The 11,894-nt window shown below is 53.0% G+C and carries 11 protein-coding genes; 4 read left to right on the top strand and 7 right to left on the bottom strand.

The features are described 5' to 3' along the window. Position 1: 1 nt before the first annotated feature. Complete coding sequence (locus FJ147_13370) at positions 2–445, top strand: SCP2 sterol-binding domain-containing protein (GenBank protein ID MBM4256872.1); 444 nt, start codon at positions 2–4, stop codon at positions 443–445. Positions 446–707: 262 nt separating this feature from the next. On the opposite strand, the gene FJ147_13365 is transcribed toward FJ147_13370, so the two are convergent. After that, positions 708–914, bottom strand: a complete 207-nt coding sequence (locus FJ147_13365) for a hypothetical protein (GenBank protein ID MBM4256871.1) — start codon at positions 912–914, stop codon at positions 708–710. Positions 915–1,224: 310 nt separating this feature from the next. Here FJ147_13365 and FJ147_13360 point away from each other — a divergent pair, with 310 nt between their 5' ends. Then, positions 1,225–2,691 (top strand): 2-hydroxymuconic semialdehyde dehydrogenase, encoded by a 1,467-nt coding sequence (locus FJ147_13360; protein MBM4256870.1) that lies wholly within the window; start codon positions 1,225–1,227, stop codon positions 2,689–2,691. A gap of 10 nt (positions 2,692–2,701) precedes the next feature. Continuing rightward, positions 2,702–3,115, top strand: a complete 414-nt coding sequence (locus FJ147_13355; protein ID MBM4256869.1) for a RidA family protein — start codon at positions 2,702–2,704, stop codon at positions 3,113–3,115. Positions 3,116–3,205: 90 nt separating this feature from the next. On the opposite strand, the gene FJ147_13350 is transcribed toward FJ147_13355, so the two are convergent. The 6 genes from FJ147_13350 to FJ147_13325 all read right to left on the bottom strand — a co-directional run bounded on the left by FJ147_13350 (position 3,206) and on the right by FJ147_13325 (position 11,060). Continuing rightward, the gene (locus FJ147_13350) at positions 3,206–3,712 is read right to left on the bottom strand and encodes a GNAT family N-acetyltransferase (protein MBM4256868.1); all 507 of its coding nucleotides are present in this window, start codon (positions 3,710–3,712) and stop codon (positions 3,206–3,208) included. 1 nt (position 3,713) lies between these two features. Further along, complete coding sequence (locus tag FJ147_13345) at positions 3,714–4,373, bottom strand: superoxide dismutase (GenBank protein ID MBM4256867.1); 660 nt, start codon at positions 4,371–4,373, stop codon at positions 3,714–3,716. A gap of 98 nt (positions 4,374–4,471) precedes the next feature. After that, on the bottom strand, positions 4,472–5,254 hold the full coding sequence (locus FJ147_13340) for an ATP-binding cassette domain-containing protein (protein ID MBM4256866.1): 783 nt from the start codon (positions 5,252–5,254) through the stop codon (positions 4,472–4,474). Positions 5,255–5,442: 188 nt separating this feature from the next. Then, positions 5,443–6,393 (bottom strand): hypothetical protein, encoded by a 951-nt coding sequence (locus FJ147_13335; protein ID MBM4256865.1) that lies wholly within the window; start codon positions 6,391–6,393, stop codon positions 5,443–5,445. 98 nt (positions 6,394–6,491) lie between these two features. Beyond that, positions 6,492–8,096: an Rne/Rng family ribonuclease gene (locus tag FJ147_13330; protein ID MBM4256864.1), complete on the bottom strand. Its 1,605-nt coding sequence runs from the start codon at positions 8,094–8,096 to the stop codon at positions 6,492–6,494. A gap of 21 nt (positions 8,097–8,117) precedes the next feature. Further along, on the bottom strand, positions 8,118–11,060 hold the full coding sequence (locus FJ147_13325) for a TIGR03960 family B12-binding radical SAM protein (GenBank protein ID MBM4256863.1): 2,943 nt from the start codon (positions 11,058–11,060) through the stop codon (positions 8,118–8,120). A 142-nt stretch (positions 11,061–11,202) separates the two neighbouring features. Here FJ147_13325 and FJ147_13320 point away from each other — a divergent pair, with 142 nt between their 5' ends. Beyond that, complete coding sequence (locus FJ147_13320) at positions 11,203–11,745, top strand: hypothetical protein (GenBank protein MBM4256862.1); 543 nt, start codon at positions 11,203–11,205, stop codon at positions 11,743–11,745. Positions 11,746–11,894 lie beyond the last annotated feature (149 nt).

The following is an 11,894-nucleotide window of genomic DNA, read 5'->3' as shown; positions in this document are numbered from 1 at the left end:
GATGCGCACGCATTATTTGCTACCGGAACCCCAATCGAAGATATTCAGAAGTTTATCGATACCAAATATGGTCAGTAAGCTTCGTCCTGTACGTGAAGGAGCATGCCTCATGCCCGAGCCAATCAGTGTGAAACCGATCTTTGACGCGATGCCGCTCAGCTTGAACAAAGAAGCTGCGAAGACGGCGAATACCGTGTATCAGTTTGATCTTGCTGGAGAAGGTGGAGGACAGTTTGTTGTCACAATTCGTCACGGACAGTGTACGGTCGAGGAGGGGAAAACCGAAGCACCGGATGTGACGATTTCTGCTGCAGCGGCAGATTACCTGAACATTGCGACAGGATCATATCCCTTTGGACTGGCCTATATTAATGGGCGACTCAAGGTCGAAGGTGATTTGCGCCTTATTGTACGCATGGGCGCATATTTCGCTCCACCAGCCTGAACACAAAGCAATGAGTACACGACCGTTGCGTCTTGCAGTTGCGCATCGCGCTATTGCTGATTGGCGTCACTATCCGAATACGTGAGATCTCTTGCAGTATCGGTCGGACGTTGTTTCTGATCAGCCGCCTTCTGTTGCCGAGCAAGGAGTCGTCTGCGCGCGGGATAACAACAAAGCGTACTGGCACCCCTCATGTTTTTCTGTGTCGATATATGTCTGGCCGCGGCGAAAAGACGACAATAGCCTGCGTTAGATATGGTTCTTACTCTTTGTGATGGTCCTGCCACACGTACCAATCATCATGCCGCGACCATTGCTGGCACTGTAGACATTGCGTAAGCTGCCAGACCTTGCGACATTCCGGACACACCCCACCTGAATCAAAAGTATTCCAGGTATGTCCACAAAGACAACTCCAGCGATCACGTTGCCGTGGTTGCCAGCGGCACAATGGGCATCGTATATGCAGTTCCCCATTCTTTGGTTTCTTCGCGGAGTTCTGTGTTGTTGTCGGCGTACCCGTTGGCGATTGCCGGTGAAGCAGGTGCCACTCGGTAGAACATCCCCACGATGCATAGTTCCACAGTGCCATACCTATTTTTCTATAGTAAAGTACTGTGGCTTCAGAAGCGAGTCCTCATTGAGAAAAGGGGACCACGTCATCGAACAGGCTCGACTGACCTGTTCTGCTGTGGAGACGTTTGCTATACCGAGCGCGTCGCGCCAGTTGACCCTGGCAAAAGCAACTTCACTGCGCGACACGTATAAAGGATGAGCCTATGCAGAAGGATCGAGTCCAACATTTTATCAACGGCGAATATACGAGTGGCTCTCAGGTAAAGACGTTTGAGAATCGTCGCCCGACAGACAATGCCGTAATCAGCCTCGTGTGTGAAGCCAACAAAGACGATGTCGATGCTGCGGTCGGTGCCGCACGAGCAGCGGTCACTGGACCGTGGGCGAAGCTGACGATTGCTGAACGCACCAATATCCTCTACGCGGTCGCTGCTGGAATCGAGAAGCGGTTTGATGAGTTTCTTGCCGCGGAAGTGGCAGATACCGGCAAGCCGACCTCCCTTGCGGCGCATCTCGATATTCCCCGCGGTGCCGCCAATTTCCGTATCTTCGCGGATGTTGTGAAGAACGTTGCGGGAGAATACTTCGAAACTCCAACGCCAGATGGCACCGGCGCGATCAATTACAGTCTGCGCGTGCCAAAAGGGGTGGTTGCAGTGGTGTGTCCGTGGAATTTGCCTTTGCTGCTCATGACCTGGAAAGTCGGACCAGCCTTAGCCTGTGGGAACGCAGTGGTTGTGAAACCCTCAGAAGAGACACCGACAACGGCAACGTTACTTGGCGAAGCGATGAACGAAGCTGGCGTACCGAAAGGGGTGTATAACGTTGTGCATGGCTTCGGACCAGATTCTGCTGGGGAGTTTCTTGTCAGCCATCCTGGTGTGGATGCCATTACTTTTACCGGCGAGACGCGCAGCGGTGAAGCGATCATGAAAAACGCGGCAGTCGGAGTACGAGATGTATCCTTTGAACTAGGTGGAAAAAACCCGGCGATTATTTTTGCCGATTGTGATCTCGCAGCGACGATCGACGGCATCGGACGCGCCTGTTTCGCGAATACTGGCCAGGTATGTTTAGGGACCGAGCGCGTGTATGTCGAACGCGCTGTTTTCTCTGATTTCGTTGTCGCACTGAAGAAAAAAGCCGAGTCACTAAAGCTCGGCGATCCGTACGATAAGGCAACAGAGATGGGTCCGCTGATTAGCCTCGCGCATCGGGACAAGGTGCTGTCGTACTACACACGAGCCAAAGAGGAAGGGGCGACGGTGGTGACGGGCGGAGGAATCCCGCAGATGCCCGGTGCGCTGGCCAATGGGGCGTGGGTCCAACCGACAATTTGGACGGGGCTATCGGAAAATTCACCAATAGTGAAAGAAGAGATCTTCGGTCCCTGTTGTCATATCCAACCGTTCGATACAGAAGAAGAAGCGATTCGCATGGCTAACGATACACCCTATGGGTTAGCAACAACGATCTGGACGCAAAACGCGGCGCGTGCCAATCGCGTTGCGCGTCAAGTTCATGTTGGCCTGACCTGGATTAACTGCTGGTTTTTGCGTGATTTACGCACGCCTTTTGGTGGAGCGAAGCAGTCTGGGATCGGCCGTGAGGGTGGGGTGCATTCGTTAGAGTTTTACACTGAGCTGCGCAATGTCTGTCTGAAGCTGTAGGGGAGGAGCCGTGGAATCCAAACAACTTGCGCATAAAGCTAAACCCTTGGCGAACTATCCGCATATTAAGCGTGTTGGTGATTTCTTGCTTGTGTCAGGCACGAGTTCGCGGCAGAAAGATAATTCTGTTCGTGGTGCTATTGCCGACGGCAAGGGCGGGTGGGATTTAGACATTCGCGAGCAAACACGTGGAGTGATTGAAAACATTCGCGACATCCTCGCAAGTTGCGGCGCGACCCTCGAAGACCTGTGTGAAGTGACAGTCTTTCTGGTCGATATGGGAGATTTCCCTGCGTATAATGAGGTGTACAACTCATACTTTACCGCTGCGGGGCCGACTCGCACGACCGCGGCGGTGAAAGAGCTGCCGCGGCCAGACTTGCGTATTGAGATCAAAGCGATTGCTTATAAGGCCAGCACGTAAAGGATACAGAACTCGTTGTGCTATAGTGCTTAGGAGCAACTCCGTGAAAACTTGTCGCGACTGCGACCATACTGTCTCGGAGCGTTATAATCACTCACTGTCGTCGATGGTGTAAGGGCGAGATATCGGAGCGTGCTTACTGAGATCATGTATCATTTGCAGTGCCGATTCCCGCCCTCGGTAATAGCCAGGAAGAACCTTCTCATCTCGGTAACCCAAGCGGCGATAGAAGGATTGTGCGCTGTGGTTATTGGCGCGGACTTCAAGCCGTACCCAGAAGAGCCCACCCACGCGGCACGTCTCTTCTAACCATTCCATCAGTTGCTGTCCGATACCCAGGCGACGGTAAGCTGAATCGACAGCCAACAGGTTGAGATGCGCATGTTCGGCCAGATAGCGCATGATGGCAAAGCCTATCAGCTTACCTTCCGTCCAGGCTGTCAACACATTACTCTCCGGATGACGAATCTGCTCTGCGACGCGAGCGGTTGTCCAGGACCAAGGGAGCCCGTCTTCAACCAAATCTCGTGACATATGAGCGATGCGTTTTGCATCTATGCGTCGCGCGAGTTTGAGCGTTACCTGAGAGCTGGACATGCTATCCCATTTTCTTAAAATTCGCGGCAGCAAAATCCCAATTTAGCAACTTGTCGATGACCGCGTTCACATAATCCGCCCGCTTGTTCTGGTAATCTAGATAATACGCATGTTCCCAGACATCAATAGTGAGTAGAGGAGTCTGTCCTTTTGTCAGCGGGGTGTCAGCATTCGGTGTTTTGACGACTTTGAGGGCTCCCCCCTCTGACACCAACCACGCCCAACCACTGCCAAATTGTCCGGTGGCTGCGGTGACAAGTTCTTTCTTGAAGTTGTCAAAACTGGTGAACGTCGCGTCGATTTTTTGTGCCAGATCCCCACTCGGTTTTCCACCACCGTTGGCTTTTATGCTGTGCCAAGAGAAGGTGTGGTTCCAAATCTGCGCTGCATTATTGAAGATGCCTTGCTTGTCGGTCGCCCCAGCGGTGCTTTTCACAATCTGTTCTAGCGAGGCTTTTTCTAGCTCAGTGCCGTCAATCATTTTATTCAGGTTGTCAACGTATCCTTTGTGATGTTTGCCATAATGGAAGCTGATGGTGTTGGCGGAGATGACCGGGGCGAGAGCATTTTCGGCGTAGGGGAGGGGCGGCAGGGTAATTGTCCCACTGCTTTGTGCAGAAACGGACGTGACTTTTCCCAGGGCGGCTGCGCTGAACGTCATGACGCCAATCTTCAACAGATCTCGACGAGTGAAACGTACCTGAGAACGATGCATGATGACCTCCATTGCTGTACTGTTGGCGCCTTCCAGGAGGCAAGCTACCCTGGAAGTGCTTGATAAAACCCATTGGCCTGCGCGAGTCTGATCCGAGTGTCAAAGAGGCGATTGAGGGTGTTCTCGGTTAACATGGCCGACTTGTCTCCGTCGGCTAGTACTGCGCCACTTTTCAGCAGAATCACGCGGGTAATTTCTGGTGGAATTTCGTGAATATGATGGGTGACGAGAATGACGACTTTCCCTCGCTGCATGAGACTACGGATGGTGTCGAGGTAGTAAAAACAGGCTTTGAGATCGAGGCCACTGGTGGGCTCGTCTAACACGAGGGTATCGGGGTCGTTGATCAACGCCCGTCCCAGCAGAAAGCGTCGCTGTTCACCGGTTGACATTTCACCAAACATTCTGTTTTGCAGTTCGGTGATGCCCAACGTGTACATGACCTGCAGGGCGCGCTGCCGTTCCTCGGCAGTAACGTGGTGTAAGAAGGGCGTATCGACGCTTGAATACAGGCCAGACAAAATCACATTGCGTCCGATGACCGTTCCAAGATACTGCTGCTGGAGGTCGTGAGACACAATGCCGAGATGGGCACGGAGATCCCAGACATTCCACTGCTCTTGGCCGAGAATATGGATAGAGCTGTCTTCCTGGTATACCGGGTACAGTTCGCGAAAGAGTAACTTCAGCAACGTTGACTTGCCAGCACCGTTGGGGCCGAGGATAGCAGTATTGCAATGTTGTGGGATCGTGAGAGAAAAGCGGTCAAAGACACAGTGTTGCCCACGGTACACTGTCGCATTTTTGATTTCGATAAGGTTCGACATAGTCACTATTGATGTTTTCCGAGCCGGATTCCTTCCCCCTGTCACGGGGGAAGGTGAGGAAGGGGGGCTTCACCGCGGCGAAGTAACTAACGACCAGTGATCTTCTGGATCGCAGCCTCGATTGCTGACAAGCGTTGATGTAACTGCTGGTTGTGTCTCTTGAGACGACGGTTTTGTTGTTGCAACGACTAAAGCTGTTGTTCCTGTTGGAGCGTGTAGAGGGTCAGCTCTTCGACTTTCTTGAGTAAGGACAATTGTAACTCAGTGACGTCAAGGCCTGTTGCTTTGATTTCTTTAGCTGAGGGAATCTCGGGAAGATGTTTCTCTTTCTCGATGAACTTCGCCAACTGCTTGAGTGGTAACAATTTGTAATCGGGCTCAAAGACGTAGTCTGGGACATTGAGGTTCTGCGCTCCTACCTGAAAGGTTTGCGCACGTACGGTGCCCGCGACCTCCAGCAATTGTTGAGGGTCTAATGTCCCAATACCAACACGACCGATATTGGTGATAATCATGCGTTGCGTATTGACAGTGGCGAAGCGGAGGGAAGGATTGGGAGCAACGGCTGAAGCATCGGGACGTACGTTAAAGAAGCCTGAGCCACGACCAAAGCTTGAGCCAGAGTAGCCAAAGTTGAACGCTGGGCCAGCGTTAGGGTTTGGGCCAATGCCGGAGAATACATCGGCGGTAGCTGGACCAGCGATATGAATACCACCCAGGCCTGCTGCTGCGTTGCCGATCGGAGTATTCGTCCCGAATCCGACGGTACCGGTACTGCCGATAAAGAAACTATTTGTTGGTGCACTCGTCGCAACAGTGAATGGGAACAGATTACGGGTAAAGTCTTGGATGAAAAAGGTATTCTCGTTGCCACCGAGGTCCCAACTCTGAGCCGGGTTGCCACCAGTGGTTGTTTGCTGAAATCGGAGCCCTGGGTTGTCATTAAATTTGATCTTCCAGTCGATTTCGGTGAAATCTTCGCCATTAACGCACTCTGGACCGACACAAATTCCTCCCTGAACGATAAGGTCATCGGCGATGACATTATCTGCCTGGACCGGGTTTGCTTGAGTGCTCACGAACACGAGTAATGCGGGAATAAGACTTTTTACCGTCCGGTACATGTTACTCTGCAACATGGTCGTCCTCCTCATATTTGGTTTTCTCTTTCTCGTGGCGGCTGTGTGCTGATACCAGGGTCACAGTCCGAGTAGGGTCAATGCGCTACAATATGTCTTCAGGCAATAAGCTGGCTCACGGCGGCGGCACTCACTTCATACTGCTCATGGTGGGTCCCGGGCATCGCACGAAAAACTAACCGCTTGTGTAACGCCCGCTCCAGGTCATCAAGACGTTCTCCTTCCTCATCATACAAGTAGGTGATGACTTCAGGGTGGGCTTTAATCAGGATCGTTCGGGTCGCTTCATGCAACGCCGCGTGCTTACGGATCTGACGCAAGATTTCACTGGCTACCGTTGACACCGAGCGAATGGTGCCTTTTCCGGTACAGTACGGGCACGGGTCACACAGTTGGCGTTGGAGGCTTTCGCGCGTGCGCTTGCGAGTCATCTGCACGAGTCCGAGTTCGTTAATCTTCCGCATACTACTGCGGGTCTTGTCTCGTTTGAGAGCCTCACGAAAGGCCTCGGTGACTTTGTTACGATTAGCAGCGCGCTCCATATCGATGAAGTCGATAATGATCATTCCACCGATATTGCGCAGTCGGAGCTGTTCGACGACGACCTTGGCTGCTTCGAGATTGGTTTGCAGCATGGTTTCTTCTTGGTCTTTTTTGCCAACAAACCGACCGGTGTTGACGTCAATCGCCGTCAGCGCTTCGGTATGATCAATCACGATATGCCCACCAGACTTGAGATACACTCGGCGATCGAGGGCTTTCGCGATTTGTGGCTCGATATTGTAATGGTCAAAGATCGGTTCTGACCGGTCGTACAGTTTCACGCGACTGGCTGCGCGTGGTTGGAAGGTTGAGATAAACTCTTTGATGCGTTCACAATCTTGTGCATTGTCCACGACAACTTCATGGACATCGAGGCTAAAGAGGTCGCGAATGACGCGCATACTAATGTCCATATCATCGTGCAGGAGTACCGGCGCGGCACGTTCCTCTTGTCGTTTGGCAATGCCTCCCCACAATTTGAGGAGGAATTTCATATCGTCTTGAATCTCTTTCTTCGTTAACCCTTCACAGGCAGTGCGGATGATAAAACCACCATCGGGTGGTTGGAGTTCATGCACAATATCGCGTAACCGCTTGCGTTCCTTAGGGTCAGCGATCCGACGAGAGACCCCAATGTGGCGCACCGTCGGCATGTAGACCAAGTGTCGCCCGGGAAGTGAGATATGGGAGGCGAGGCGTGGTCCCTTGGTGCCGATCGATTCTTTGGCGATCTGGACGAGAATCTCTTGATTTTTTTTGATGCGCTCTTCCAGAGGGGTATAGACTGGTGGGCGTTCTCGTCGTTGTCGTCCACGGCGAGGTCGCGGAGATTCCTCCGTGGCCTGATCCTCTGTGCCTCCTTCTTCGTCAGGAAGATCGTCGTTCGCCGCATCGTCATGCTCATCATCCTCAAAAAGACCGGTTGGCAGTGGACCGCCAAACAGGTCTGAGGCATGGATGAAGCCAGCTTTCTCTAACCCGATATCGACAAAGGCAGCTTGCATGCCTGGCAAGACACGAGCAACTTTCCCCTTGTAGATATTACCGGCAATGCTGCGTTGCTCGGCACGTTCGATGTGAATCTCTGCAAGGGTATCATTTTCCAATAAGGCGACCCTTGTCTCTTGTGGTGTTACATTGATAATAATCCGTTGTCGCACGACTCTTTATGTGTCTGCCGCTTACTGCGGCGGTACGGGAACCTCCTCACTCACTGTGTCAGTGGCTCCTTCTACATGATCAACGAGGGAGTGAAAAAGGGTCTGAATCTTTGTCAAGCGCAAGACCTTCGTTTCCTCAGGCGTGAGAGCAAGCAAGGTTCCGACAAATTCGTGAGGCTTGATCGTCCCTGCGCTGGTTTTCTTGACAGTAAAACTGAGTCGATGAGGTGTGGTTAACGCTACCTCGTCGACGAAATGTTTGGCATCGACCGTCTTGTTGCCCGCACGGCTATGCTTTTGCATTGGCAGTGATGATGCCGCATGATAGGCGCTTAACCGTTGCGCGATCGTTGTCGCCTCGTACTTCTCCGGTGGCAATGTGTCTAGCGCGGCAACATAGCGATAGGCGCGCATACTGGCGTCGACACTTAACGCATTCAGTGGGATCTCCTCTGTCCAATGAACCGAGAACCCACGCGGTAATTCTGCTCCGAGACGAGAGCGAACCTCTTCCGCCTGCAGCGGCTCATGCAACTCGATGTCTAAAAATTCTTCTTCGCTTTCGATCCCTAATGGTAACGCGGGACCGAAACTGATGCGTGGGAGAGGATGAAATCCTTGACTGTATGCTACTGGTAAGTTGGCACGTCGTGATGCACGCGAGAAGAGTGTCGCCATTTCCTTCGCGCCGAGAAAGCGAGCCTCGTCCAAGCGACTATACACAACACGTACGCGCATCACAGCAGGTTTGTGTTCCCCTCCGCTGTCGGCAATTGTATTTGGGTCACCCGCGAGCCAGGATTCCGCTGCCCCGGAGGCTTGGGATGGTCCGGCGTCCGGCGTCCGGTGTCCGGTGTCTTCAGGGCTCAGGGCTCTGGGCTCTGGGCTCTGGCTGAGCAATTCTTGGACTCTGGACTCTGGACTCTGGACACTCGACTCTGAACGTGGAACGTGAAACGTGGAACGTGAAACTTCAGCATCTTGGACTTCTGATCCCTGACCCCCAACCCCTAACCCCTGCATGGGCCGTTTTTCCTGCATGTTCTGCCACTGTCGTGTGCCCCAAGCAGAACGTTCAGGAACAATGGCTTTGGCCCAGGTATCAACCTGTGCGCCGCGATGTTCGGCTCCTTTCGCGCCATTGATATGGTACGTGACATTGCGCACGGTCTTAAAATCGCACGCGCCACAATACGAGCAGCGTTCCACACTGCAATCTGGGGTTAAGGTGGCAGCAAAGGCTTTGGCTAGGTCACGTTGGAGCCACTTCTTGGTGACGCCACTATCGAGGCGATCCCAAGGCAAGACTTCGTCGAGCACGCGCCGCCGCAGATAAAAATCTGTGTCGATGTTGTGCTCAGCAAACGCCTTTTGCCATAAGTCGAGACGGAACTGGTCAGTCCAGCCATCGAAGCGGCAACCGAGACGATAAGCCGAAAGAAGTGGCGCGCCTAAGCGACGATCACCGCGGGCAAAGATCCCTTCGAGGTACGAGGAACTTGCCTCGTGCCATTTGAACTGAATACCCGAGCGACGTAACTCACGGCGCAGAAACTCTTGCCGTGCTTCGGTTTCTTCTAAGCTGATCTGCGGTGCCCATTGAAATGGGGTATGCGGCTTCGGCACAAACGTAGAAACACTAGCAGTGACTTGTCGCCGATGGTTACCAGCAGCAGAAACCTGACGACTCAAATCAACAATGCCACGCAAATCTTCTTCGGTTTCCGTCGGAAGTCCAAGCATGAAATAGAGTTTCACGCTTTTCCAACCCAAGCTGAACAGCATGCGTGCCGCTTCGATCAACTCCTCTTCCTTATATTCTTTTTGAATCACATCGCGCAGGCGTTGCGAGCCCGCTTCTGGTGCCAGCGTGAACCCGGTTTTGCGTACGCGACGAATCTCTTCGAGTATATGCGGTGAGAGGGCATCCACACGTGTTGACGGCAACGAGACCGAGACTTTGAGACCAGCAAAGCGGTTCATCAGTTCGCGCAACAGCGGGTTAACGCAACTGTAATCGCCGGTGCTCAAACTCAGTAACGAAACCTCTTCATAGCCACTTTGTTGTACCAGCTTTTCGATCTGTTGCTGTAACGCACGTGGGTCGCGTTCACGCAACGGGCGATAGATATAACCGGCCTGGCAGAAACGGCAGCCACGCACACATCCGCGCATGACTTCTACTGCGATGCGGTCGTGGACGATGTTGACGTTTGGCACTACCTGATTCCGAAGTGGCGGAATCGAGTTGAGGTCACGCACCACGCGTTTGCTGACTTCGAGATACTCTGCGTCGAGTGGACGAATCTCACGCAGAGTGCCATCGGCCTGATACTCTGGGACAAACAAACTTGGGACATAGACGCCTGGGATCCGGCTGAGCGCTGTAAGAAGTGTTTGTCGATCCTTTTTGTCCCACGCCAGATAGACATCGCAGATATCGAAGATCGCCTCTTCGCCATCCCCGAGCAGAAACGCATCGACGAAGTCTGCGATTGGCTCAGGATGAAATGCGCACGGGCCACCCGCGATAATCAGTGGATGACGAGCATCGCGGTCACGCGACAAAAGCGGAATACCGCCTAGGTCGAGCATCATGAGGATATTGGTGTACGTCAATTCGTACTGCAGACTAAATCCGATGATGTCGAACTCCGAGAGCGGCGTACATGTGTCCAACGATGCGAGTGGCAGCCGACGCTGTCGCAACAGCGCTTCCATATCGACCCACGGTGCATAGGCTCGCTCAGCCTGGATCTCGTCACGCCCATTCAGCAGATCGTAGAGAATCTGTAACCCGATGTGAGACTGGGCAATCTCATAGACTTCGGGAAATGCCAACGCAAAGCGTAACCGAATCCGTGCTGGATCTTTAATAACAGTTCCACGTTCGCCACCAGTGTAGCGCGCTGGTTGGGAGACGAGCGGCAGAATAGTGGCGTATTCTTGTCTCAGGCTGGACACTAATGATGTTCCTTACTAATAAATGGCCCCACGTTGCCCCTATCATCTTTATCTATAGAGAAAGCCCAGCCAAAGCGCAAGCTGCGAGCGGTAGCGAGTAGAAGAGAAAGCGTCGAGATTTCAGGGGGTTGTTGTCAATTGGATGACCGCTGAAATCCAGATGCAGACCTCTCACAGTTTTATGTCGTGGCGTTTCTCCTTTTCTCTTCGCCCTCCACTTGCTACGCTGGCGGGCATGGCGCGTTTCTTTAACACCGCGGGCCCGGTCAAGCCTGAAGCTCATTACTGTCTCTCGCCGTTAGAGCGGATCAGGCTCGATGAGATTCTTCCGTTAATTGAGCAAGAAAAGTATTTCGTATTGCACGCACCTCGACAAGCCGGGAAAACCTCGTGCCTGTTGGCGTTAATGGACTATCTCAATACGCAGGGGCAATACCGCTGTGTGTATATCAATGTCGAGTTGGCCCAGGCAGCGCGTGAGGATGTGGCAGCGGCGATGCAGGCCATCCTCAGTCAACTCGCGTATCAAGCTGAGAGTGTCTTACATGATGAGTTTCTTCCCGCTCACTGGCAGACGATTTTTGCCCAGAGCGGTGCGCATGCGGCCTTATACGGAGTGTTAGCACGGTGGGCAGAAGCCAGCCCCAAACCGCTCGTTGTGCTTGTGGATGAGATCGATGCCTAAGGCGGTGGCAGGAAACAACTTACCGCAATAGTGATTGACCGGAGTGGAGAGCCTCTGCACAAGAGCAGGGATGAGAGACGAGACCATTGTGTGCTGGCTTCGGTCTAAGTATCGAAGTCTGGTCGAAGAGCTGGATGAACGCGGGCGAC

This window comes from Deltaproteobacteria bacterium, from assembly GCA_016874775.1.
GTDB lineage: Bacteria > Desulfobacterota > Binatia > Bin18 > Bin18 > VGTJ01.
Note: the sequence above shows the minus strand (reverse complement) of the source record. Positions and strands in the feature narration are given on the sequence as shown.

What these genes read in the sequence shown, in the direction of transcription:
- FJ147_13370 (MBM4256872.1), top strand. Translation starts at nt 2, where the DNA reads ATGCGCACGCATTATTTGCTACCGGAACCCCAATCGAAGATATTCAGA.
- FJ147_13360 (MBM4256870.1), top strand. Translation starts at nt 1,225, where the DNA reads ATGCAGAAGGATCGAGTCCAACATTTTATCAACGGCGAATATACGAGT.
- FJ147_13350 (MBM4256868.1), bottom strand. Translation starts at nt 3,712, where the DNA reads ATGTCCAGCTCTCAGGTAACGCTCAAACTCGCGCGACGCATAGATGCA.
- FJ147_13345 (MBM4256867.1), bottom strand. Translation starts at nt 4,373, where the DNA reads ATGACGTTCAGCGCAGCCGCCCTGGGAAAAGTCACGTCCGTTTCTGCA.
- FJ147_13340 (MBM4256866.1), bottom strand. Translation starts at nt 5,254, where the DNA reads ATGTCGAACCTTATCGAAATCAAAAATGCGACAGTGTACCGTGGGCAA.
- FJ147_13335 (MBM4256865.1), bottom strand. Translation starts at nt 6,393, where the DNA reads ATGTTGCAGAGTAACATGTACCGGACGGTAAAAAGTCTTATTCCCGCA.
- FJ147_13320 (MBM4256862.1), top strand. Translation starts at nt 11,203, where the DNA reads ATGACCGCTGAAATCCAGATGCAGACCTCTCACAGTTTTATGTCGTGG.